21 protein-coding genes and 1 pseudogene are annotated in these 22955 nt (G+C 52.3%); 15 read left to right on the top strand and 7 right to left on the bottom strand.

Features of this window, described 5'->3' with window-relative positions; translation table 11 throughout:
* Positions 1–155: 155 nt before the first annotated feature.
* A complete protein-coding gene (locus ACIOVB_RS07470; RefSeq protein WP_401266276.1) occupies positions 156–821 on the bottom strand; it encodes a ribonuclease T2 in 666 nt (221 codons plus the stop codon).
* A gap of 165 nt (positions 822–986) precedes the next feature.
* Here ACIOVB_RS07470 and ACIOVB_RS07465 point away from each other — a divergent pair, with 165 nt between their 5' ends.
* The 4 genes from ACIOVB_RS07465 to ACIOVB_RS07450 all read left to right on the top strand — a co-directional run bounded on the left by ACIOVB_RS07465 (position 987) and on the right by ACIOVB_RS07450 (position 5665).
* Positions 987–1469 (top strand): hypothetical protein, encoded by a 483-nt coding sequence (locus tag ACIOVB_RS07465; protein WP_401266273.1) that lies wholly within the window; start codon positions 987–989, stop codon positions 1467–1469.
* Between the two features lie 169 nt (positions 1470–1638).
* A complete protein-coding gene (locus tag ACIOVB_RS07460) occupies positions 1639–3585 on the top strand; it encodes an acyltransferase family protein (RefSeq protein WP_401266270.1) in 1947 nt (648 codons plus the stop codon).
* A gap of 154 nt (positions 3586–3739) precedes the next feature.
* Positions 3740–4789 carry an acyltransferase family protein gene (locus ACIOVB_RS07455; RefSeq protein ID WP_401266268.1) on the top strand — a complete coding sequence of 350 codons (1050 nt, stop codon included), beginning with the start codon at positions 3740–3742 and terminating at the stop codon, positions 4787–4789.
* Positions 4790–4879: 90 nt separating this feature from the next.
* Positions 4880–5665 carry a transporter substrate-binding domain-containing protein gene (locus ACIOVB_RS07450; protein ID WP_401266266.1) on the top strand — a complete coding sequence of 262 codons (786 nt, stop codon included), beginning with the start codon at positions 4880–4882 and terminating at the stop codon, positions 5663–5665.
* 135 nt (positions 5666–5800) lie between these two features.
* Here the strand turns inward: ACIOVB_RS07450 and ACIOVB_RS07445 are convergent, their stop codons facing one another.
* Positions 5801–7777, bottom strand: coding sequence for an acyltransferase family protein (locus tag ACIOVB_RS07445; protein WP_401266264.1), 1977 nt, complete (start codon positions 7775–7777; stop codon positions 5801–5803).
* Positions 7778–8192: 415 nt separating this feature from the next.
* On the opposite strand from ACIOVB_RS07445, the gene pseH reads away from it, so the two are divergent.
* On the top strand, positions 8193–8744 hold the full coding sequence (pseH, locus tag ACIOVB_RS07440) for a UDP-4-amino-4,6-dideoxy-N-acetyl-beta-L-altrosamine N-acetyltransferase (protein ID WP_187677570.1): 552 nt from the start codon (positions 8193–8195) through the stop codon (positions 8742–8744).
* 6 nt (positions 8745–8750) lie between these two features.
* Here the strand turns inward: pseH and ACIOVB_RS07435 are convergent, their stop codons facing one another.
* The 4 genes and pseudogenes from ACIOVB_RS07435 to ACIOVB_RS07420 form a co-directional block, all read right to left on the bottom strand.
* A complete protein-coding gene (locus ACIOVB_RS07435; protein ID WP_187677668.1) occupies positions 8751–9530 on the bottom strand; it encodes an EAL domain-containing protein in 780 nt (259 codons plus the stop codon).
* A 135-nt stretch (positions 9531–9665) separates the two neighbouring features.
* Positions 9666–10445: a methyl-accepting chemotaxis protein gene (locus ACIOVB_RS07430; protein WP_401266345.1), complete on the bottom strand. Its 780-nt coding sequence runs from the start codon at positions 10443–10445 to the stop codon at positions 9666–9668.
* 78 nt (positions 10446–10523) lie between these two features.
* Positions 10524–11600: pseudogene (locus ACIOVB_RS07425) on the bottom strand (methyl-accepting chemotaxis protein); the annotation flags it as partial.
* Positions 11601–12055: 455 nt separating this feature from the next.
* Positions 12056–12418: a DUF6124 family protein gene (locus ACIOVB_RS07420; RefSeq protein ID WP_401266262.1), complete on the bottom strand. Its 363-nt coding sequence runs from the start codon at positions 12416–12418 to the stop codon at positions 12056–12058.
* Positions 12419–12882: 464 nt separating this feature from the next.
* On the opposite strand from ACIOVB_RS07420, the gene ACIOVB_RS07415 reads away from it, so the two are divergent.
* The 7 genes from ACIOVB_RS07415 to ACIOVB_RS07385 all read left to right on the top strand — a co-directional run bounded on the left by ACIOVB_RS07415 (position 12883) and on the right by ACIOVB_RS07385 (position 17883).
* The gene (locus ACIOVB_RS07415) at positions 12883–13428 is read left to right on the top strand and encodes a PAAR domain-containing protein (RefSeq protein WP_401266260.1); all 546 of its coding nucleotides are present in this window, start codon (positions 12883–12885) and stop codon (positions 13426–13428) included.
* A 10-nt stretch (positions 13429–13438) separates the two neighbouring features.
* Positions 13439–14221 carry a hypothetical protein gene (locus tag ACIOVB_RS07410; RefSeq protein ID WP_401266259.1) on the top strand — a complete coding sequence of 261 codons (783 nt, stop codon included), beginning with the start codon at positions 13439–13441 and terminating at the stop codon, positions 14219–14221.
* Positions 14206–14577, top strand: coding sequence for a hypothetical protein (locus ACIOVB_RS07405; RefSeq protein WP_401266257.1), 372 nt, complete (start codon positions 14206–14208; stop codon positions 14575–14577). Before ACIOVB_RS07410 ends, ACIOVB_RS07405 begins: the two co-directional genes overlap by 16 nt.
* 252 nt (positions 14578–14829) lie before the next feature.
* A complete protein-coding gene (locus ACIOVB_RS07400; protein WP_401266254.1) occupies positions 14830–15153 on the top strand; it encodes a hypothetical protein in 324 nt (107 codons plus the stop codon).
* A gap of 106 nt (positions 15154–15259) precedes the next feature.
* Entirely contained in the window at positions 15260–16291 is a 1032-nt protein-coding gene (locus tag ACIOVB_RS07395) for a DUF4062 domain-containing protein (RefSeq protein WP_401266252.1), read from the top strand.
* A 149-nt stretch (positions 16292–16440) separates the two neighbouring features.
* Positions 16441–17427 carry a tRNA dihydrouridine(20/20a) synthase DusA gene (gene dusA, locus ACIOVB_RS07390; protein WP_401266250.1) on the top strand — a complete coding sequence of 329 codons (987 nt, stop codon included), beginning with the start codon at positions 16441–16443 and terminating at the stop codon, positions 17425–17427.
* A 75-nt stretch (positions 17428–17502) separates the two neighbouring features.
* Positions 17503–17883, top strand: coding sequence for a DUF2388 domain-containing protein (locus ACIOVB_RS07385; RefSeq protein ID WP_401266248.1), 381 nt, complete (start codon positions 17503–17505; stop codon positions 17881–17883).
* On the opposite strand, the gene ACIOVB_RS07380 is transcribed toward ACIOVB_RS07385, so the two are convergent.
* Positions 17884–18717: an undecaprenyl-diphosphate phosphatase gene (locus tag ACIOVB_RS07380; RefSeq protein WP_187677564.1), complete on the bottom strand. Its 834-nt coding sequence runs from the start codon at positions 18715–18717 to the stop codon at positions 17884–17886.
* A 506-nt stretch (positions 18718–19223) separates the two neighbouring features.
* Here ACIOVB_RS07380 and ACIOVB_RS07375 point away from each other — a divergent pair.
* The 3 genes from ACIOVB_RS07375 to ACIOVB_RS07365 all read left to right on the top strand — a co-directional run bounded on the left by ACIOVB_RS07375 (position 19224) and on the right by ACIOVB_RS07365 (position 22678).
* Positions 19224–19964 carry a winged helix-turn-helix domain-containing protein gene (locus ACIOVB_RS07375; RefSeq protein WP_401266245.1) on the top strand — a complete coding sequence of 247 codons (741 nt, stop codon included), beginning with the start codon at positions 19224–19226 and terminating at the stop codon, positions 19962–19964.
* 271 nt (positions 19965–20235) lie between these two features.
* Complete coding sequence (locus ACIOVB_RS07370) at positions 20236–20895, top strand: helix-turn-helix domain-containing protein (RefSeq protein WP_401266243.1); 660 nt, start codon at positions 20236–20238, stop codon at positions 20893–20895.
* 388 nt (positions 20896–21283) lie between these two features.
* Positions 21284–22678: an undecaprenyl-phosphate glucose phosphotransferase gene (locus ACIOVB_RS07365; RefSeq protein WP_401266241.1), complete on the top strand. Its 1395-nt coding sequence runs from the start codon at positions 21284–21286 to the stop codon at positions 22676–22678.
* The last annotated feature ends 277 nt before the right edge of the window (positions 22679–22955 follow it).

Here is a 22955-nt window from a genome sequence, read left to right as displayed (position 1 = left end):
CGATGGGTCGGGCAGCGGCCCCAAGAAACCGGACTGCTGCGCAGTCCATCGGGGATAAATCCCCTCACCACAGGTTCAGAGCTCAGTGCTCAGTGCTCTCTGTTCAATGCTCAGCGCTCAGCGCTCAGCGCTCAGCAATTCTGATTCAAATCACCTCAGCGCGACGGCGGCACCCGGATATCCCCCGCCCGGCACTGAGTTTTCACACCCTTGCCACAAGCGCCAGGCTGCAAGTCTTTACCCATGCACACGCGCACCTCGGACAATTCCGGGCCGCTGCAAATCACCGCGATGCCATCCGCTGGAATCCCCGGGTTAGCTTTGCGGAACAAGTCGGCGATTTCTTGCGCCTCAAAGTAATAGGAGGTGCTGAACGGTTGCAGCGCTTGCGGGATTTTTACCGCGCCAACAGCCTTATCCGCCGCATCCAGATAGCCCATCGCGCCGAGACCACTGCACGTGCCATGTTTCGACCATTCGTGATCAAGCAACTTCTTGGTCGGGAACAGCGTCATGCCTTTGTTGCTTTCCGCCGCCGACAACGTGGTCAGTGGCGGGCAGGACTCCGGCCAGCCGCCCTTGGCGTATTGCGGCCACAGACCGTGCAGGACAAAGCCGTAACCTTTGCCCGAACACTGCACGTCATCCTTGTGCGTAAGGCAAAACGTCGGCGACCAGGACAGCGCCAACAGGTAGTAATCGAATACCCCCGCCACCGATTCAGCCTGCACCTTGCCGGACTGGGATTGGCGCGCCGAACTCAGACCGATGCTACCGGCCGTCAGCGCAATCACCGCCAAAATTGTAAACAGCTTTTTCATGTACCCGCTCCTTGGGACGCCTGCGTCCGTGGTTTTCGTTCCTGACCAGACGTGGTCAGGGCTGATTTGGACACGCCAGTGTTGCAAGCGCATGACGCAAGGCAAGGCCGTACCCCGTTGAAAGGTCTACGATTAATAAGCAGCCATCAAATACAGGGAACCGAAATGAGTAAAGCAGACGAACTCGCCGCGAAGCTCAAGCAAACCCGGCACAACCACGCGGCCGACATCACCTGCGCGGAACTGGAGATCGATTGCTGGCCCGCGCAGGTCTACGACCTGTACCACCGCATCGAGGCGTGGCTGCAACCGGTGACAGAAGTCGGCCTGAAGATTCGGCGCAATCCAACGCACATTTGCGAAACCTCCCCGGATGGCGAATCCCACGATTACGCCATCGACCAACTGGTGATCGAGGCGAATGACCAAACCCTGACATTTGATCCCATCGCACGCTTTACCGAAGATGGTTCTGGACGGGTACAAATCACCCTGCCGGAGCGAAACACTTATCTGTTGCGCACCGTCGATGAACACCACGAAAGCCACTGGTGGCTGCAGACCGTTGAAACCGGGCAGGAGCTGGATGCCATTGCGTTGACCGAGAACAACCTGTTGCAGGTGGTTCAGGAGGGGCTGGGGCTTTAGATATGACTCTGTCGAAAAGCCGAGGTGGAGTTCACCTAGGCAGATTTCCGATTACGCCTGTCAGCGCGATATACGCGTTTTCCGACCCGGATGAATGAGTCTAGCTGCGCCGGGCTGCTGGCCACTATACTGCCGCGTCTTTTTCGAACAGTTCGATCATGGAGCAGTAATGCAGAGCAAGAAGGCCGGCTACAGACCCGATATCGACGGTCTTAGAGCTATCGCGGTAATCGCAGTGATTCTGTACCACTTTAAGGTTGCCTTCATTACAGGTGGCTTCGTAGGGGTAGATATCTTCTTTGTCATCAGTGGCTACCTGATCACGAAAGTAATCGTGGAGCGCCGTGATCAAAGCCGATTCGACTTCGCGGACTTTTACTTACGACGTGTCAGACGTCTGATCCCGGCCTTGCTGGTAACAATTGCCGGTTCCTATCTGGCAGCGTTCAGCCTCTTCTCTCCGACTGACTTCAAGCAAATGTCAGGTTCCACGGTCTATGCACTGACCGGTATCTCCAATATCTATTTCTGGCTGGAGAGTGGCTATTTCGATGCAGCCTCATCGGTAAAACCTTTGCTGCACACTTGGTCGTTGGGTGTCGAAATACAGTTCTATATCCTTTGGCCTATTGCACTTCTAGCTATCACCCGATTTACCCGAAAACCTTTTCTGCCGGTGCTCGCGATTGTTGTCATCGGTGCGACAGCAGCGTTCTTCTATTTGAAGAAGGATGCTTCCGGCGCTTTCTTTCTCACGCCTTTCCGGATACATGAGTTCCTCTTCGGTGGCCTCGTCGTATTCCTTGAGCGCTACAGAATCAGCAAGCTTGTAGCGAATGCTGCGTACTTGATCGGCCTTATCCTGATCACCTATGCAATCTTCACCTTCAGCAGCACAACCACTTTGTTTCCGGGCCTCGCCGCTCTGGTTCCGACTGCGGGTGCTGCGTTAATGATTCTTGGTGGGCAGCATGCTTTTTTCGCCAGACCCTTCTCGTCCGGGCTGGCCGTCAAAACCGGCGAAATCAGTTATTCGCTTTATCTGGTGCATTGGCCTCTGTTCGTTTTTGCCAGCTATATCTACCTCGACAACATCCGCAAACTGCTCACGGTCGGACTGCTCTTGGCGACCGTGGTTCTTGCATTAGCGTTGTACTACCTGATCGAGAAGCCCTTCCGTCACCAGCGCGAATCCCGTCTGAGCGGCGCAGAGTTCTCACTTGTAACCACCCTCGCCTCAGTCATTGTCATGGTTCCGGCAGCGAGCAGTTGGGCTCAGGACGGATGGAACTGGAGAATTCCGGCCGAAATCAGGGAGATGGGCAAAATCGATGAGCGAGCGGCATCGATCTACGTTTTTGATTTCATCAAACAACTCAATCAGAAGGAAAACTTCGATCCTTCATCGAAGAAAGAAAAACTGCTGGTCATCGGCGATTCGCAGGCTGGCGATCTACTCAATATTCTCAAGGAGCAGGGATACGCAAACCGGTTCGATATCGTCTCCCGCCTGATCGACAGCGCCTGCGGAACCATTGGTCTGGATCCAGATAAAGAAAAGGACTACATGACGCGCGTCAATCCGATTGTCATCCAGCAGCCTGTTTACGTGGAGCGATGTGAGAAAAGCCTGAAAAGAGCCAATAACCCGGACCTGATCAAAAGTGCCGACAAAGTTTTCATCGTTTTCTACTGGCGCGATTTCGGTGAACCCTACTACCTGGATGCCATCAAGAAAATTGTGGCGCAAACCCAAGCCGATGTTTACGTGTTTGGCCGTAAGGATTTGCTCAAGGACAGTACGTTCATTGCCAACAGCCTTGGCCGAGCTGCGGGTCTGAGTCATTACGCAATCAACTACAAGAGTCCGGAAACAGAAAAGATCAATCAGCCCCTGGCACAGCTCAAAGGCGTCAAATACATAGACATGATGCGGGCAACATGCCCCACTGACGATAGCTGCGTGGTGGCTGATGCAGACAACAAGCCGGCGTTTTTCAACGCTACACACCTCTCCAGAGAAGGTGCCATTCTTTATGGCCCTGGCGTCGCCAAACTCCTCGACGAAGCAACCTTGGAGCTGGCTGCAGCCAAGGGTAAAACCGTAACCAAATGACAAAAACGGGCCCCCTTGCAGGGGCTCGTTTTCCTTTAGACCTTCGCGCCGTCCAGCCTGATCGCCGCAGACAGCGGGACACAAAAACGTGGATAGATTGGATTTCCGGATTGTGGCATCATCCGACCCCTATCAAATTTTGTAGCATTCGGTCATGAAATATAATCTACATTCGAAAGCGATCGATGCTCTTCGAGGTTTAGCTGCGGCCGCGGTTTTCTTTTCGCATTCCGATACTTCCGGTCTCGCCACCAATGCCTGGTTTTCGGCCAATAAAAGTTTCCTGGGCGACTTTGGTGTTTATGTATTTTTCTGTCTGAGCGGATATTTGATCTGGCAATCCGGAACGCGCCTGATCGGTTCTCCTGGAGGAATAAGACTGTTCGCCATCCATCGGGTCACGAGGCTGGTACCGCTATATCTGGTCAACCTGTTCATTGTCGTTGCTGCTATAAGCTACATAGGCAGTCGTTGGACGCCTACCTATGACAGCTGGATAATATTCAGGCACCTGATTTTTTCCCAGGATTTCTATCCATCCGTCTCCCGCGATATCAACCCCGTGCTGTGGACACTCACTCACGAAGCTACGTTTTATATACTGGCTCCGCTCATGCTTATGGCGGGGATTCGCAACAAGATCGTCATTCTTCTGGCATCACTCGCCCTATACGGCGTGTTTTTGCTGAATGGCTGGATCGAGTACCTCAAGTTCTCCCAGATCTTCTATGCTTTTGCATTGGGAATATTCATTGCTGATGCGGATAACAAGGAAAAAGTGGCTATCTGCCTGATCGCCGTATCATTGGCACTCTACGCATGCTTGGGTGATAGCCTTCACGCATATGCCGGACGCATTGCGGGTACAGCTTTCGCGATGACCTGTATCTGCCTGACCAAAGGCAAGGAATGCAACAAACTCGTTTACGTGCTTATGTCGCCTCTGGTGTTTCTCGGCGTTATCTCCTACAGCATCTATATCTGGCACTATCAGATAATTTATGTGGTTGAGTACTACTATCCGTTCTTCAATCGCAACATTCCTGGCTGGTCACAATATGGAATGGTCAGTGGTACTGTTCTTGTCTCGATCTGCGTGCTGTTCTCTTATATATCCTATGTTCTGATCGAGAAACCTTCGATGGGAAAACTTCGAATCGCCATCGAGCGCAAGAGCAAATTACGCCCGGCATCAGCAGCCTGAACTTTTCCCGCCCGTGAAAAAGCCCGCCGTTTGCGCGGGCTGCAAGACGCGTTACTCTGAACCGCGCCCTTTCACAACCTTCAGACACCCATGATAAATCTAAAAAATAGTTCGATCTTCTGCGGCCTGCTAGCCTTGGCCGCTGGCGTTCACGCCGAACAAAACCCCTCGCACCTCGATACCATCCAGCAACAAGGCCAACTGCGCGTCTGCACCACCGGCGACTACAAGCCCTACACCTTCCAACGCACCGACGGCGACTTCGAAGGCATCGACATCAGCATGGCCCGCTCGCTGGCAGACAGCCTCGGGGTCAAGGTCGAGTGGGTGCCAACGACCTGGAAAACCCTGATGCCGGACATGCAGGCCGGCAAGTGCGACATCGGCATGGGCGGGATTTCGGTCACGCTGGATCGGCAGAAAAAGGCCTACTTCAGCAACACCCTCGACGTCGACGGCAAAATCCCGCTGGTGCGCTGCGCCGATCAAGCCAAATACCAGACCGTCGAACAGATCAACCAGCCCGGCGTGCGCCTGGTGGAACCCGCCGGCGGTACCAACGAAGCCTTCGTCCATGCCTTCCTGCCAAAGGCGCAACTGGCTCTGCACGACAACGTGACGATCTTCCAGCAACTACTCGACAAAAAGGCTGACGTGATGATCACCGACGCCTCGGAAGCGCTGTATCAGCAGAAACTCAAACCCGGTTTATGCGCAGTGAATCCGCAGCAATTCATGCAGTACGGCGAGAAGGCCTATCTGCTGCCGCGTGACGACATCAGCTGGAAACTCTACGTCGATCAGTGGCTGCATCTGAGCAAAGTTACCGGTAAATATCAGAGAGTGATTAGCGAGTGGTTGGCAGTTCCACAGTGAGTGCCTACAGGAGCTTCGCCGGCACTGGATAAAGCGACGCGTCCATGTGCTGTCGCGCTCCATTTGCGCTTATTGAAACCATGAAAAAGCCCGACTAATGAGCCGGGCTTTTTGCACATCTAATCTCGAAAAATACTATTCAAGAATTCCGGGAGCATTGGTTTTCGCCCAATCGGCAAACCGACTGATGATCTGACGGCTTCCGAATTCCGAATAATGTCGATAATCCCTCAGCAGGGGCAGCCCGTCTTCAATCAAACTGCACTCTGAGCCACTGCAAAATAAATCGTTCTGATCGAATATCTGAACATCCGGATTTTTCGCTTTAACGCGCTGAATCACCTCATTAATACCCGCTTGCTGCTTGTCTGCTTGAGACTTGGTGACTATGCAATCGTTGGCAGCGGAAGCGAATGGACGGGTGAAGCAAGTGCGTGGGTCATACATCACTTCGGGTTTTGGGCCGAAGATTATTGTCTGCACTCCATGGGATCTCAGGAAGGCAACTTTGTCATTTAGAAATTTTTCATATGCTGCGGCCATATTCAACTGATAAGTTGGCCCCTGCCCTGTCACCATATCAATTTCACGCCCCTGCTCATCGAACCTAGGCCATAGCGCGCTGATAATTGCATATTTAATCGAAGGATGATCCGCAACAATTTTTTCCTGCATATCACAGTCAATCATGTAACCACCTGGCTGACATGACCCGTATGACAATACGTTATGGCGTGCGAAGCGCTTGTCCTCGACCAGTCCTCCATAGAGGTGATTAGCATAACTGTTGCCGATAAGAATCAGCGTTGGCGGTTCGTTTTTCTCTTGCGAGCAGAAATAACGAAAGGTGCCTGGATAGAGTGAAACGCAAAGATCATTTTTGGTGTACTTCCATGTTGGTCCGACCAGCAAAGCATTGGTTTCCTGCTGAATGACCACTGCTGCACGATTCGCAAACCCATTAGATTGGAATATTACCCAACCGAATCCACCAACGCAGATCATGGCGACTATCAGGCCCCAGGTCTTGTAATTTCCAGCGCCGTAACGCAGTGGACGCTCAACGAAACGGAAAGTCAGCCAAGCCATTACGATTGCGGTGACCGCCAAGATGGCTCTGAGCGAAGCAGGAGTTGTTCCACCCTGTATCACATGTGCATAGGACAGCAACGGCCAATGCCATAGATACAGGGGGAAGCTGATCAAACCTATTACGACGAGAACTCTATTGGCCAGAATGTTTCTATTTACCGAAGAAACAACGCCAGCAACAATAACCAGGCCACACCCGACAGTAGGCAAAAGCGCCCAATATCCAGGAAAATTGATATCTTCCTTCGCGTATATGTACCCTAGCGTGATACAGGCAAGCCCGAGCACGGACAACAAGTCCGCCATGAGCACACCCATGACTTTTCGACTGCTGAAACTGGCCAATTTCTTAGGATGAAAGTGTGCCCATGCCGCTATTAGCGCGCCGATCATCAATTCCCAGAATCGCGAGTATGGCAAATAGAACGCCGACATCTGATCGGAATCGATTAAACAAATAGAGGTGGCAAAAGACAAGACTATCAACACAGCCAAACCAATAAAAAGGTTCAATCCGATTCGCCATGCCAGAATCAGAACGACAGGCCAGACCAGATAAAATTGCTCCTCGATACCTAGAGACCAAAGATGCAGCAAAGGTTTGGTTATTGCGCTGACATCGAAATATCCGCTTTCTCCCAAATAGCCAAAGTTTGCGCCAAACCCAGCGCCGAATGCAGCATGCTTACCGACCGCAGCATATTCGGTTGGAAACAGAGCAAACCAACCGAAGAGCAGAACGCTCGAGAGCACCAGAATGAGGGCGGGGAAAATTCGCTTTACGCGGCGAATATAGAAGTCCAGAAAACTGAAACTATTACTCTCCAGGCCTTTATAAAGATTACTGGAGATAATAAAACCGGAGATAACAAAAAAAACATCAACCCCGATAAAGCCTCCAGTTAAAACATCGGGAAATGCATGATAAAACAAGACACCAAGAACAGCGATCGCCCTCAACCCATCTATATCAGGACGGTATCCCACATGATTGGAACTGTATGCACCCTTGCCAGACATTACTGCAACACCTTATTTTTTGTAGCAAAACACAGAAGGCTGACAGGGCCATTCAAACGCTCTGCTTATATAAACAACTATATGTGCTTTGCTGAATATGGAACCGCATCAGTGCTGTATTTCCCAAGGAAAACCCACGAATACGTCCATCGATTCTGCGATCAGCTCCCCTCAATCCAGCGTCATCGCGCCAGATCCCCGCGCGACTTTACCATGGGATAAAACAAAAGGCCTCCGTCGGAAACCTCCTCTATCAATCTTGGAACACGCTGCCTCCACCTTCCCGGCCGCCTAAATTGCCACTTTTCACACTCACCCCTGTTTTTTACCTCCAGCCCCGTACACCGCAACATGAGACTTTCCCGATCGACAGCGCCGGTTCAGAATCACCTTCCCGCCAGATAAGGACATCACCATGCAATTCCTCCCGCTCACCGAAGCCGACCCCGCCCTCCAGGCCCATGTCCGCACCCTGCGCAATCAAGAGGACGTGCGCAAATTCATGTACACCTCTCATGAAATCACCGAACAGGAACACGCTAACTGGCTGGCCTCTTTGCAGGACAACCCTCGGCAACAAGTGTTTGTGGTGATCAAGGATCAGCAAGCGGTCGGGATCGTCTCGTTGAACGCGATCAACGCTGCGCAGAAAACCGCAGATTGGGCGTTTTATCTGGACGTTGGCTTGCAGGGCAAGGGCTTGGGCAGCGTGGTCGAGTTCTGGATGCTCGATTACGCGTTTGATGTGGCGGGGCTGGAAAAGCTGAATTGCGAAGTACTGGCGATGAATTCAGCGGTAGTGAAGATGCACCAGAAGTTCGGGTTTGAGATTGAAGGAGTTCGCCGGCAGAACGTGGTGAAAAATGGGGTTCGGGTCGACGTGGTTTTGTTGGGAATAACCAAGGCTGAGTGGCAGAACAAGCGACCTGCGCTGGCCGCCGTTATCGAGCGGATCAGTGCGAGCTGAACGAGATCATCTCTCCAGCCACGCACCTTTGGGGATCTGCGCCAGCGATTTGAAAGCAGGCTTTGCGAACCAGAAACCTTGCATCAGATAAATGCCGCAATCGGCGAGAAAGTCTCTTTCCTGGGCATCTTCAATGCCCTCGGCGATCACCTCAACGCCCAACTCTCTGCACATGTTCACGACGTTACGCACGATGGTCTGGCGCACACGATCAAGGTGAATATCCCGGACCAGCGCCATGTCCAGCTTGATCAAATCCGGCTGGAAATCCGCCAACAGGTTAAGGCCGGAATAGCCTGCGCCAAAGTCGTCAATAGCCGTCTTGAAACCGAACTCACGGTACTCACGCAAGATGTTCGTCAGATGGCTGTTCTTTTCAACGTGCTCGCCCTCAACCGCCTCGAAGATCAGGCGATCCAGCGGGAACCCGTGAGCGCGCGCTGCTTCAAGCGTGCTGCGAATGCACAATTCCGGACGGTAAACGGCATTCGGCAAAAAGTTGATCGAGAGGTACTCGGTCATACCTAACTGAGCCGCCGTGGAAATCGCCCGCACACGACACAGTTGATCAAATCGATATCGGTTTTGATCGTCCACCTGCTCCAGGACTGACAACGCACCTTCGCCATTCACGCCGCGAACCAAGGCCTCATGGGCAAAGGTCGTTTGATCGCGCAGATCCACAATCGGCTGAAACGCGAAGGCGAAATCCAGATCCGGCGCGCCTTTGTTTTTACAGCCCTGGCAGCCTCCGGGAGAGGCGGATGATTTTGGAAATTCGGTCATGAAGCCCCCTGATAACGGGTTGTAAACGTCCATGTGATCAATAAGCAGCTGTTCGGTTATGTGCTACCCAGCCATAACTGTAGCCCAACGGCGCCTGAATATTTTGAAGGCTCCGTGGGCTCATCGTTCACAAAATCAAGTGCGGAAATGCGCGGTCATTCGCTGTAAGTCCTGCCCCAGCGACGCCAACTCAATCGTCGCCGCCGCACTCTCTTCGCTGGCAACCGCCGATTGGTCGGCCACATCACGCACACTGACGATGCTGCGATTGATCTCGTCGGCCACGGCACTTTGCTGCTCGGCCGCGGCCGAGATCTGCAGGCTCATTTCCTGGATCGTGCCGATGGACTGATTGATCTCGGTAATCGCCAGCTCGGCCTTCTGCGCCAACACCACCGTATCGAGGGTTCGCTCGCGGCTGGAAGCCATCAGCGTAGAAGCCGCTTGCGTGCCCTGCTGCAGGGTGACGATCAGCGCTTCGATTTCCTTGGTCGAGTCCTGCGTGCGCTGGGCCAGCGAACGTACTTCGTCTGCCACCACGGCGAAACCACGGCCCTGCTCGCCTGCCCGCGCCGCTTCGATAGCGGCGTTCAACGCGAGCAAATTGGTCTGCTCCGCGACGGCTTTGATCACATCGATCACTTTGCCAATCTGCTCACTGTCCTGAGACAGCACGTTCATCGCACCACCCAACTCTTCAATGGCCACCGCGAGCTCGCTGATCTGCACCGTCGCCTGCTTCACCACCGTACTGCCGTGACGCGCCTGCTGATCGGCCAAGGTCGCGGCAGCCGAGGCGTCGGTCGTGTTACGGGCAACTTCCTGCACCGTCGAAGCCATTTCGTGCATCGCCGTGGCGACTTGATCCACTTCACTTTTCTGCTGACGAACACCCGCACTGGTCTGCTCGCTCATGGCCGAGAGTTTTTCCGCTGAGGTGGAAATATGCGTGACGCCGTTGCCGATGCCTTGCACCAGCGTATTCAGGTTCTGCGCCATGTCCTGCATCGCGTTTTGCAGATCGCCCAACTCATCTTTGCGCGCCGATTTGGCCTGAACCGTCAGATCGCCTTTGGCAATACGACGAGCCAGATCAACCGTCAGCGCCAGCGGTAAAGTGATCTGCCGCGAGATGACCACCGAAGCAAACAGCCCGACCACCAGCGCCAACACGGTCAACACCGCCATCTGAATAAAGGCTGAGCGCTGATCTTCACGCGCCAGGCGCTGCTGGGTGTCCATCAGGCCGTTCATGATGCTGTCCATCGCCTTGCTTTCCTGGTCGACCTGCTGGCGCATGCTCTGCTTCTGCTCAAACAGCCCGGCCACTTCCACCAAGACTTCGCGATAACGACGCATCCCGGCGTGCGCTTCTTCCAGTTGACTCGACAGGGTCGCCGGCAGGCTGGTACGCGCCTTGGTGATATCACTCAGGAACGTGTCGATGGTCTCCATCAGCACTTTTTTGTTCGCGTCGTCGGGTACCGCAATGTAACGACGCAACATCAGGCGAAACGTGGTCATGCCGTTGCGCAAGTCAGCCACCGTGCGCAACTCCCGAACGCGCTCGCCATCGGCGGACGCCAGGGCATTGGTTGTGGTGCTTTCAAGCATGCCGGCAAAGGTCTGCGCGTACTTGTCCGACAGCGCACCCAGCGGTTTCAGGGCATCCGTCGTCGACTTATCGGCATCAATCAGCCGCTTTACCTTCTGATCGTAGGCAACAATCGTGGCTTGCAACGCCTTCAAGGCTTGCTGGTTTTCAGCGCGCGTCAACGTTTCCAGCGCCTTGCTCACAAGGCCCTGCAAGACATTCAACTGAGCGTGATAAGAATCGACGAAGGCAGCATCAGCAGCGGCTTCGTACTGTTTCTCGGACAGACGCATATTTTGCGTCGCGTCATTCAACGTGCCGATCAGCCGCGTCGTACTCAAGCGATCAACCAGCACGCTGTTGCTGTTATAGCCAATGAAGGCAACCGCCAAAACAGCCAGCAAAAGAATGCCGAAACCGGTTCCCAGCTTGCGGGAAACTTTGATGTCACCCAGGAAATTCGATGCAACTGCCATATTCAGCCTCAAACGCCCTGACGCGAAACGCCAGGCACAAAAAATAGATCTTCGGCAACCGCAGTCACCGTCCAGACATTCGGGGGTCGTCATCCAAGGCGTGTTACGGGACGCTCCAGCTGTCCCGGAAATGCAAAATGCGATGCGGTTGATGCGTCAAGAAAACCCGACACAAGCATCGGCAGACAAAACCATCACGTCGCAAACAGGGCGTCTGGACGCAAGATTTATCGATTCAGCAAAAGGTATCTGGAAGGGATGCTATAAACTTTAGGAAAACTTGTACAACTTTTTATTTTTGTACAATGGTTGAACTTTTAGAGTCGCGTGATGACGCATTGCCATCACGCTTTGTGGCACATCGCTACTGGCGCAAAAAGACGATGGAAAAGCCGATTCAGATGCCCGCCCCTCTGCGGCAACGGCCTGCCGCACGCCGCAGAGGGACACGGGTTTTACGGCTTGATTTCGACGTGATCCAACGCCTGATTCACCGCCAACTCACCCAACATCACCACCTGCGCAATGCCTAGCGCGGTTTTGCGGTTCGAGGGATCAAGCAGCGCGGCGAAGTTGTTGAGCAACTCGGACGCGGAACTCAGCGTTTCACTGGCGTTGGCCAGCAGGGATTCCGTGTCGTACTTCGGATTGGCGAAGTACATGCGTTCGGGCTCGTTGGTGCTGACCATGATCTGGCTGGCGGGAAGGAGATAGTGATCAAGCGCGCGCTCGGCGGCTTCGTGGAGCTTTTTGGAATGGGGGGATTCGTAGGGGGATGCGGGATCGGTTTCTGGCGGGTTGGGTGTTGGTTTGAACATAGATGGAACCTCTAGCGCGATTACTAAAAGAAGCCATCACCCACGCTACCAAACGATGGGTGGCGGCCATACGCGGGTTGGTAGACCGGTCGCACTAGAACCCGGCGCCCACGAATGGGCCCCACGCATGACCACCATGAAATCCGAGTCCTGGGAAAGCGACTGAACAAGGTGACGCATGCATCTAGACACGAACCGGGCTACCAAACCCGATCACTGGATTTCAGTGACCAGAGGACGATAGAACCTGCGGTTTAGACGCACAAGCCGGCGGATTCTGTCTTACGTGTAGGGGGTGGCGCAAGGTTGTGTAGGGCTAGGGTTGTGCCAGCGTGATTCATTTAAACAAGCGCGAGCATTGCTGTTTAGATTGACGAAAAACGTCGAGTGCATCGTCGCCAGTCACTGACCAAAGCAAGTCTGATACAGTCGGCAGCGGTTAATTCGATGACAGGGAGTCAAACATGGCGAAGCCAGCCGCACGTATCACCGATCCCACCTCCTGCCCCATGCCTGGACACGGCCCCAAAGCCATCGCATCCGGTTCCCCCGACGTTTTTTTTGATGGGCTCGCAGCCGCGCGAAAAGGCGACACCTGCACTTGCGGCAGCGCCCTAGCCTCCGCTGTATCCGGCACAGTATTTATCAATGGCAAAAATGCCGCTCTTGTCGACACTGTCGGTACCCACGGTGACGTTGTGATCGGTGGGTCTGGAACAGTGATCATTGGTGACTCACATTCGCCTGCACCCTTTACTCCACCAACTCCACTGATCATGCATCCGGGCTGGATAAGTTTCTACATACCCGGTGCAGAGTCTTATTTAGGCATGGGTTGTACTGCGCACTTTGAAGATGGATCAACTCAATCCGGAATGTTTGATAGCACCAACACTGTCAAGTTTTTAAACATCACCGGAAAAATCTGCCAAAAACTGGAGTTCGGCGCCCAAGAAGAGTCGACACCAGATTCGTTCTTCGACACATTGTTCAATGCATCATTGAAATAAGGAATATTTCATGGCTGAACCACTACTCGTCACTGGAAGCTACGTTGTTCAGAAAGCACACGAGCTTGAAAATTCGCCTTTGGATATGGCGATTGCTGGAATGGAGGGAGCTGCTACCAGGTTCTCCATAGATGCGATATCGGATGCGAAAACGCGCACCAGCTACATGAATAATATCAAGCGAATGTCGATTCAGACAAAAGAGGAAGTCGCGGCAGGAAAACTAACCGCCCGCGAGGGTGCAGAGTTTTGCCAAGAGATGCGAAATAGAATTTTGGAGGAACACAGGAAATTTACCTCAGCACAAGGTGTGGCTTATGCTGAGCGTAAAAAGAAACTCCCACCGACATTACAGGAAACCCTTGACAAATATGCCTTAAGAACAGCGCAAGTTGAATACGCACAACTTACTCCGGAACAAAAAAGCAAAGTCTATTATGAGATCCTGGATGCAGCGGGTCGTGACAACGCACCCGTAACCAGAGGAACAAAGCAATTACGAATAATGGGGAAAGTAGGACTATTGGTCACTGCGACCTTCGCTGTTTATGAAATCATGAACGCTGATAACAAAGTCAAGGAAACGGCCCGTCAAGGCATTATTATAGGTGGCGGCGCAGCTGGCGGGAGTTTAGCAGGCTTAGGAGTCTCCGCATTCTGCGGCCCCGGTGCTCTTGCGTGTGCTGTGGCAATCGTTTTGGCAGGAAGTATTGTGGGAGGAATTGCTGGCAGCGCAGTCGCCGATAGTTTTGACGAAGAGCTGGAGGAATTTTCCAAATGGGACGTTCAATGACAAAAAAAGAAAGAGCGGACGTTCGATGGGCACTATCAGATGCATTCGTTGATAACGAAGTCGACTATGCCGCGATTGCAAGACAAACAGTAGAATTTGATAAAGACGAAATAAAACGCATCCTCTTTGAAGAAGTGGCGCCTGTTTGCCACTCTAATCTTGAGAGCACACTTCCTAGCATTTGGCTTTGCTTCAACAGAGAAGAACTGGAAAGTGACATAGAGAAAATGCTGCAAACCCAAAACCAAAGCTGGCTAAGAAGGAAATTCGATGAGCTTCTGGTAAATCTGTTAAAACACAGATACAAATATATATGGATCGAACTTGAAAAACAGTATCAAATCTTAAACAGATAATAAAAATTATCATCCAAAAGCTTTCTACCGAAAAAGATGAGAGTTTTGAAAAAATATCGAAAAGGAGTTATCCATTTGCACTTTTTTCACTAGAAGCAAAATCATAGGAAATCAGTGACCCACCATTTACTTCACACATACAACTCAGGACTTTCCATAAATGCTCAGTAAATAGCTCGACACCATTAACACAACCATTTGCCCACAGAGACAACCTACACCCACTAACTGTCATTATTGAGATAGATAATTATGCCAACACCAGACCCAATGACATACTATTACAAATATGCCCCATCCGTTCACAAACTATTTTTAAATGGTGGAGTCGCAATATTAACCTCCATCATCGCTGGATGTTTTTATGGAAACTATTTCGCAGAAATCCCTTTGGACTTAAAAAAAGAGAATGTTTTTGCATACCGCCAAATCATTGGTCTTGGCTTTGGCTTGGTATACTTAGCGCTGCCTTCTATTTTACTTATAGCAACCAGGTTTTTTTATCAACAACTTAAAGCTAAAAAGCTGGCAATGCGCGACTACCACAACGAACTCATGAAAAGCTATAAACCTTAGGAGGACGAACTTGTCATCTACACAGCAATTACAATAATAAATTTGCCAGCTTTTTCCTCTTAAAATCGAATGTTCACCACTTAACCTTTACCTTCTAGGGATAGTAATGACAAAAAAATATCAAATCTTCGTTAGCTCAACCTTTCAGGATCTTGTGGAGGAGCGTGAGCAGGTAATAAAAGCAGTTCTAGAGATGGGACATATCCCGGTTGGAATGGAGATGTTCAGCGCAGCAGATGAAGAACAATGGAAAATTATCGCCAGGCAGATTGACGAAATTGACTATTACGCCCTTATCGTCGCCCACCGCTATGGCTCAGTGACGGCAGATGGAACTGGCTATACGGAAAAAGAATATGACTACGCGGTCGAAAAAGGAATACCTATACTAGGCTTTGTTATAGACGATTCGGCACCATGGCCTAGAGACAGATGTGAGAGTGACACCAAGTCCCAGCAACGCCTCTCTAAATTCAAGACTAAAGTTAAATCACGCCTAGTTAATTTTTGGTCGACTAAAGATGACTTACACGGAAAATTTTCGATCTCGCTAATGAAATCCATAACTGGCAACCCACGTACTGGCTGGATCAGAGCCGACCAAGTTACCGGAGTCGAAGTTACAAAGGAGTTGACTCGCCTGAGTAGTGAAAATGCATCCCTCAGAGAAGAGATCGAGAAAACAAAGAAAAAAGAAGATTCTCAACTTGACGAAATTCGCTCAGCCATACTAATTCTTAACGCCAATCAACGAAGCCTCGGAGCTAGAACTAGAGAAAAGCCGACTTGGGCAGATGTTACATATAAAAAAATCACTTTAGCTGATGTGTTTCACTGGGTAGCGAAAGGTTTGATCGTCGAAAACTCAAGCGAGGACGTTGGCAAGAACATTGCATTACATCTTGAGGGAACAAAATACCTCGAACATTATCCAATCGGAAAAAATGTCGTAACCGACATACTTGCCGATTTTGCCGCTTTAGACCTAGTAGAGCCTTCGAAGAAAAAACATTCAGTAAGCGATACAGCAAGCTATTGGTCCCTTACAAAACTTGGCAAGCAAGTACTTAAAGAGTTCCGTCGAGTTCTACTCGAGGAAGGCATTCAAGCATCAAGGACAATAACTGAGGAAGTTTAACAAGCAGCTTGAGCCGGCCACAGTTAAATGCGATCGGCTTAACTTCTAACCGACCATACCTTCACTGCCTAGCATTCCTCCAATGCCAGATTCGCTCTGACCCTGATAAACTCCCCACCTCCCAGCCCCACCCAAATCCAGAACCGCCAATGTCCCCTATTCCCGCCCCACTCTCCCGCCGCTTCTCCGTCGCCCCAATGATGGATTGGACTGACCGCCATTGCCGTTTCTTCCTACGCCTCCTGTCGAAGAACGCCCTGCTCTACACCGAAATGGTCACCACCGGCGCGCTGCTCAATGGCGATCACGAGCGTTTCCTCCGTCACAACGAAGCCGAGCATCCGCTGGCTTTGCAGTTGGGCGGTAGTGTTCCGCTGGATCTGGCCGCTTGCGCCCGCATGGCTCAGGAGCACGGTTACGACGAGGTGAACCTGAATGTCGGCTGCCCGAGCGATCGTGTGCAGAACAATATGATCGGCGCGTGCCTGATGGGTCATCCGCAGTTGGTGGCGGATTGTGTGAAGGCGATGCGGGATGCGGTGTCGATTCCGGTGACGGTGAAGCATCGGATCGGGATTAATGGGCGGGACAGTTACGAGCAGTTGTGTGATTTCGTCGGGACTGTGCGGGATGCCGGGTGTACGAGTTTTACGGTGCATGCGCGGATTGCGATTCTGGAGGGGTTGTCGCCGAAGGAGAATCGCGACATTCCGCCATTGCGCTATGACGTTGCTGCGCAGCTGAAAGCAGATTTTCCGGCGTTGGAGATTGTGCTGAACGGTGGGATCAAGACGATGGAGGCCTGCCATGAGCATTTGCAGACGTTCGACGGTGTGATGTTGGGGCGTGAGGCTTATCACAATCCGTATTTGCTGGCGGAGGTGGATCAGCAGTTGTTCGGCGGTTCGGCGCCGGTGATCAGTCGGGCCGAGGCGTTGGCGCAGTTGCGGCCTTATATTGCCGAGCATTTGCTGGCCGGTGGGTCGATGCATCACATCACGCGGCATGTGCTGGGCTTGGGCACCGGGTTTCCGGGGGCGCGTAAATTCCGCCAGTTGTTGTCGGTGGATATTCACAAGGCCAAGGATCCGCTGGCGTTGCTGGATCAGGCGGCGGAGTTGTTGGCGGGGCGTTGATCGATGCGCTGGATATGCGGGCAACGAATGAGCGTTGCCCGGAGTGTTGTTGTACTGACAGGACGTCTTCAGGTTATGCCCGCGTTTAGCCGTGTTTTATTCAAGCGATTCACCCTCCTCGCTTTACTCTCGACTCTTTATGCCAACGCCTACGCATCCTGCGATTTTGCGAAGGGCTGCGGTGATGGAGAAGATGGCCCTTTTCAATCTACGCAGATGTCTGGCTTTCTGGTTTTCACCGGGACGCTGGTTTCGTTTGATGGGACGTCGAACGTTTCCGGACTGAACAAACGTGTTTATTCGGTAGAAGAAATCGAAGCAGCGCGTTATTACCTCGCCAGCGACGGCATGCTGCAAGCTGCGTATTTCACTTCGGCCTTGCAGCGCTTCCGCCAGGAATCCCCCGACAGCGAGTTAAACGACCTCGCCGTCGCCGCGTTGATCAGCAGTCAGTAATCAGCCTGCCGCCGCTGCCGTCCAGTTGACCCAGCCAAACTGCCACGTTGCCAGAATCAGCAAGCCAAACGCGATCCGATACCAGGCGAACGCGGCGTAGCTGTGGTTGGCGATGAACTTGAGCAGGCCGCGCACGGCGATCATGGCGAAGATGAACGCCGTAACGAAACCAAGAGCAAAGACTGGCAGGTCGCTTTGTTCGAACAGGTCTCGGTATTTGTAGCCTGAGTACACGGCGGCGCCGACCATGGTCGGCATGGCGAGGAAGAACGAGAACTCGGTAGCGGCTTTGCGCGAGAGGCCGAACAGCAGGCCACCGATGATGGTCGAGCCGGAGCGCGAAGTGCCCGGAATCATCGCCAGGCATTGTACGAAACCGATCTTCAACGCGTCAGACCAGCGCATGTCGTCGACATGATCGACGCTCACTACGTGGCTGCGCTGTTCCGCCCACAACATGACGATGCCACCGACGACCAGTGCGACGGCCACGGTGATCGGGTTGAACAGGTATTCATGGATCGCATCAGCGAACAGCACGCCCAAAACCACCGCCGGAAGAAAGGCGATCAACAGGTTGAGGGTGAAGCGTTGTGCGTTGCGTTCGGTGGGCAGGCCTTTGACGATTTCGAAGATTTTCGGCCGGAACTCCCAGACCACGGCAAGAATGGCGCCGAGCTGAATAATGATGTTGAACGCCATGGCGCGTTCACCGCCGAATTCCAGCAAGTCGGCGACGATAATCTGGTGGCCCGTACTTGAGATGGGCAGGAACTCGGTCAGGCCTTCTACCGCACCTAAAATCAACACCTGGAAAAAAGTCCAGAAATCCATTAATCCTCCGTCAGAGCGCTCATCGCGAGCGGCCCGTTAAACTGCACTCAGGAATTGAGTATCTGAAGTGAAACAATCGGTATATCGACACCCGTTGCCTGACTAGGCGACGCAGAATATGTCTTATCAAAAGACACACTCAAGCCATGTTAGTAATCGTCCGCCTACGAACTACTCGGGAAATATTTAGGCCTTCATATAGAAAAAAGTTGCGCGCCCAATAAAGTGTGATCAATATCACATTCTCTTGGATGGCCAGACAGTGGCCAAAGGACATAAACAAAGCTGTCGCATTGAGTTCAAAATAGTGGCACAATTCCATATTGCCACCATCTAACGACTAGTTCACACTCCTGAAAAAATCAACTAAAAGCCTGAAAAGCTTAATTATTGTTAGAAAACTCGGGAGCCACGTCTAAAAACTGGTCGAATGTTACCAATTGTCAGTCACAGATGAGAACCGGTGCTTTAACATCCCGATGTCAGCACCTAATTCGAGTCAATGCATGATGCTCTCAGGGAACTTGGCGACTAGAAGTCCGCGCCCGACAAACGACGAACCCGGTGTTCTTACTCTGGGCCGTACCCGTGGCGTGGCTGAACATTTTAGAGCGCTACTCGCCAAGCACGTCCGCACCGACATGGCGCTTGATGCCAATTCGTACACTAGCTCATATAAGCAGAATGAACTCTCTGGTTCATATCGAGCCATCTTCATTGTCATCGACAGCCCGCAAGCCCTTGAAGACAATCTTGCGCTGGTGGAGAACCTGCGCACCGATAACTTGAAGCCCATCATTTGTGCGGTCATCACTGGTCGCGGCGCCTTCAACAAGATCAAGTATTTTCTTGCCGGGGCGGACCTCTGTATCAAGCTCAATACCCTTTCCGACGAAGGTGCCGAGTTGCTTGCCGAGTTCTTCAACAGTGAAGAATGGCAAAGAGATATCAATCTGACGCTCGACCCTACTCGTATCTGTCTGATGAGCACCAGCAAGAAACTGGATATCTCTTTCGCTGAAATGAAGATCCTGGAAGCGTTTGCGCAAACCGGCAACCACATCCTCAGCCATGATGAAATTGCCAACATCATGGGGCTCAATACCAATTTCTACGACCCAAGGGCGCTGGAGAAATCAATCAGCCGCTTGCGTGGAAAAATCAAGGACATGTATGGTACAAACGCGATTCAGAGTATCCGCGGCTATGGCTATCGCCTGATGCGCGGCCTGATATCGACTGCCTGATTCAAGGGCAGCCACCCTTTTGCATGCTTACGAAGGATCGTCTGATGCAGCCATATAGCTCTAGTTGTACTTCACGCCTACTAATAACAAAGCGATTGAATGAGCGCGCCAACATAACAATAAACTTAACAACATAGCAGCAGAACGAGTGGAACTTATCGAGGGCCATTTTCGGGCCCAGACCCTGCCTGTCGATTACTTCCGAGGAAGTCATTGCTCGCCTGCCGATTTACCTTTTAGCCAATTTTGGTACGCAGTTAAGGAGAGAGACATGGAAACTAGTACAACCCTCCCCAGAAAATATTTTGTCGTCGTGACTCACAGTACAACATCGCAGCGTGAGCTTGAGAGCATTCTGTCCAGCGAACGATTCAACTCGTTTGGTACGTCTCAGGCGCAAATGTTTATTGAAGGTGCTACTTCGCCCTCTTCCGCCCCCGTGCTGATGGAGTTCACTTACCCAGGCGGCACCCGTAAAAATGTCGCTCGTGCAATTGAGCATGACACCCAGCGCATATTGGCCACGCTTGAATCTGAATGGCTGGCCGCTCAATCGGCGAATCCATTTCACAGTACTCCGGCAATAACCGCTGAAGCCGGCAACCCGCCTCCCGCTCTCGACAGTGCTGCTCCTTACACTGAGACCTGGCACCTCGACAATGATCAAGGCGCATTGATCAAAGAAGACGTAGAGATCAGTCTCACCGGGCTCGAAACTGCACTGGTCAGAAAAATGCTGCACCACGAAGAGCGCGTAGTCAGCCGCGATGAACTGATCCTCAGTATCGGCCGAGAGCCGGAGCAATATCGTGGGCTGGAGATGTGCCTGAGTCGCCTGCAAGAAAAATTCAAAAGCGCCAGTAAGGGTGAGCGACTGTTCCGCGCTGTAAGAAACCGCGGCTACTGCCTCATTCAAGAAATCGTGGCTTAAAGACAGCGATATCTGCGAACACATCAAACAGAAAACAGTGCGACTACAAAAACAACAAGAGCACTCTGTTTGGCTTCACCTCCCTTGATGAATAAAATCCCTGCCTCCACCCCTCAAACAGTAACAAATACCCTTTCGATTATTCACCCCCTTCTCTGCGACCTTTTCTAACACCCTTATATTTAATTATTAAAAAGTTGGCATTGTGCCATCTTGTTAGAACTCGTCAGACACCATTCCCGGCAATAATTTAGTCTATTGACTGACGACAGTTCGGCATATCGGCGTTGTTACCTCAGGACACTCGTTAAAACAAAAATAATAACTCTGACTAACAACTCGGCTTTCAACTGTTGAAACCTGAATGGACGTCTTTTGGGGATATCGTATGGATCTTTCTCTCAGTATCAATCGAAGCACGGGCCTCAAGGGACTGACCTTTTGGGGCCAATGGGCGCTGGCACAGGGATTTATCGTTGCTCTGTTGTTTGTACTGGCCGAGCAGCACACCGGTACGGTCGCGTTCTACTACCGAATGTGCGCAACGCTGGCGGTACTGGCTTCGGTGCCGGCTTATACGTTCAGTGGTGTGTATCGCAAACGCGATAACTATCTGACGGGGTTGGGTCGCCTGTTCATGGGCTGGTCCATGACCATGGCGGCGCTGGCGTGCATCGCGTTTATCTGCAAGGCCGATGAGCTGTTTTCCCGACAGGTGATTCTCAGCTGGGCGGTGTATGGCTTCCTCGGACAGGCGCTGTTGTATGCACCGTTGCATGCGTTTTCGAAGTTCTATCAGCGTTCACGCAAAAGCGAGCACAAGACCCTGATCGTTGGTACGGGTGAGCTGGCGCTGGGTCTGGCGAAGAAGCTGAGCCAGATCGAGAACCTGCCACTGGTAGGTTTGATCAGTAACGGTACCGTGCCTTCGCTGGAGTCGGATGCCCCGCGCATCGTCGGTGCTCAGGAACAGTTGCTTGAGCTGATCAAGGCCCACGACATCCGCCGTTTGTACATCACCCTGCCGCTGTCGGAAGCGGCGAAAATCGAAGCGATGTATGTCGATTTGCTCGGTGCCAACGTCGATGTGGTGTGGGTGCCGGACTTGAACAGCCTGACGCTGCTCAATCACTCGGTTAAAGTCGTGGACGGCCTGCCGGCGATCTACCTGAATGAAAGCCCGCTGACCAGTCGCCCGACCGCTGCCCTGAGCAAAAGCCTGGTGGAGAAAGCCGTGGCGCTGCTGGCGATCATTGTGTTGAGTCCGGTGTTGGCGATCATTGCCCTGGCGGTGAAGATCAACTCGCCAGGCCCGGTGTTCTTCAAGCAGGATCGCCACGGCTGGAACGGCAAGGTGATTCAGGTCTGGAAGTTCCGCTCGATGCGTGTGCACGATGACAAAGACGTCAAACAGGCCAGCCGCAACGACTCGCGCATCACCCCCGTTGGCCGCTTCATCCGCCGCACTTCGCTGGATGAGTTGCCGCAACTGTTCAACGTGCTGCAAGGGCACATGGCACTGGTTGGCCCACGTCCGCATGCTGTCGCGCACAACCATTTCTACTCGGGCAAAATCCTCGCTTACATGGCGCGTCACCGGATTAAACCGGGCATTACCGGCCTGGCTCAAATCAGTGGCTGCCGTGGTGAGACGGACACCCTCGACAAGATGCAGAAGCGTGTCGAGATTGACCTGCAGTACATCAACAGCTGGTCGCTGTGGCTGGACTTGAAGATCCTGGTGAAGACACCGTTTACGTTGCTGTCGAAGGATATTTACTGAGGTTCAGCATTACGCAAGGCAACACCGCAAGGGGACGAAAGTCCCCTTTTTTGTGCGCGGGATTTGGGGCCGCCAAAGATCCCTGTGGGAGTGAGCTTGCTCACGAAAGCGGTGGGCCAGTCAGCATCGATGTTGAATATGCCGCCGTCATCGCTGGCAAGCCAGCTCCCACAGGGATTTGTGGTGGGCCGGGGTTTGGGGTTTGACACATATCCCTGTGGGAGTGAGCCTGCTCGCGATAGCGGTGAGTCAGTCAATGATGATTTCGAATGTGCCG

Source organism: Pseudomonas sp. NPDC087639, assembly GCF_044743385.1.
Lineage (GTDB): Bacteria > Pseudomonadota > Gammaproteobacteria > Pseudomonadales > Pseudomonadaceae > Aquipseudomonas.
Note: the sequence above shows the minus strand (reverse complement) of the source record. Positions and strands in the feature narration are given on the sequence as shown.